We start from the raw sequence: 1,078 nt of genomic DNA, 5'->3' as shown, positions 1-1,078 counted from the left end.
CGCCTCTCCGTGCAGGGACGCAGACAAGGAGCCGGGGACCTCCACGTCCTGCCTTCGACATTCATCGGCTGGCAGGAATTCCGAATCGTGGAGGGTTCTGGAGTGAGTAGTTCCAATGCAAGGCTGATTGCGGACCGCATTCGTCGCCAATGGTTCTGGCTGGGGTCGGCCGTGGCGCTGTACGTGGCGGCGGCGGTCGCTGTGCTGACGGTGGTCGTGCGGAGCCGCGTCGCACCGGTCGAGGCGGCGTGCGCCGTAGCTCTGGTGATCGGGGCGCCGATCGCGTGCGGCCGGCTGGAGTGGCGGGACGCGGTGCACCGTCGCCCGGCCCGCTGGCTGAGGCGAGCGCTGGGTGTGGTCCTGCCGACCGCCGTGGCGTTCGGGCTGGCGAGCGGCGCCGTCACCGACGGACCGGTGCAGGCGCTGCCTGCGGTGGTGCTCGTCGTGACGCAGCTGGCCTGCGTCGTGCTGGCGGCCCGAGCGTTGCGGTACCCGCTGCGGTCGGAGCTCGGCGAGATGGCGGTCGAGGTGACCGCGAAGGTCCGATCGGGGCATCAGGTGGGCACGCCCGCGTGGGCCTTGCCGGACGAGGTGCGCCTGACCGGCCGGGACGTCGTCGTGGTCCTGCGCCCGGGTCCGGGGTCCGTGAGCGGGATCGGTGTCCGGCTCGACGACGTGATGGACGTGTCGGTACGTCCGGCGCGGCCGGATGGGGGCCCGTGGATCCGGCTCGACAGCGGCGCGCAGTACTTCGCCGGCGAAGGCGACGTCGTCGAGGTCCGGCACCGGGACGGCGCACTGGTCGTGCCCGTGTGCAACGCCACCGCCTTCGCGGAGGTGATCCGTTCCCGGATCACCCTGCGTCAGGGCATGCCGGCGAAGAACTGACCACCACCCCGCGGATTCATCGAGCACCCGAGGGGGTGGTTGTTCCTAAGCACAACTGAACGCTTGCTTAATTCTTTGTTTATGCAGGTCATCGCGCCGGTGGAGGGTGGTCGCCACTCGGCGAGTTCGGCATGTGTAAATGTGGTTCTGGGTATCGAAGGTTCTGTGTCATAGATCACGACACCGCGAT

At 68.9% G+C, this 1,078-nt stretch carries 1 protein-coding gene; it reads left to right on the top strand.

The features are described 5' to 3' along the window. The first annotated feature begins 171 nt into the window (after positions 1-171). Positions 172-888, top strand: coding sequence for a hypothetical protein (locus CFP66_RS10755; protein WP_094922692.1), 717 nt, complete (start codon positions 172-174; stop codon positions 886-888). The last annotated feature ends 190 nt before the right edge of the window (positions 889-1,078 follow it).

It is taken from the genome of Pseudonocardia sp. MH-G8 (assembly GCF_002262885.1).
GTDB lineage: Bacteria > Actinomycetota > Actinomycetes > Mycobacteriales > Pseudonocardiaceae > Pseudonocardia.
Note: the sequence above shows the minus strand (reverse complement) of the source record. Positions and strands in the feature narration are given on the sequence as shown.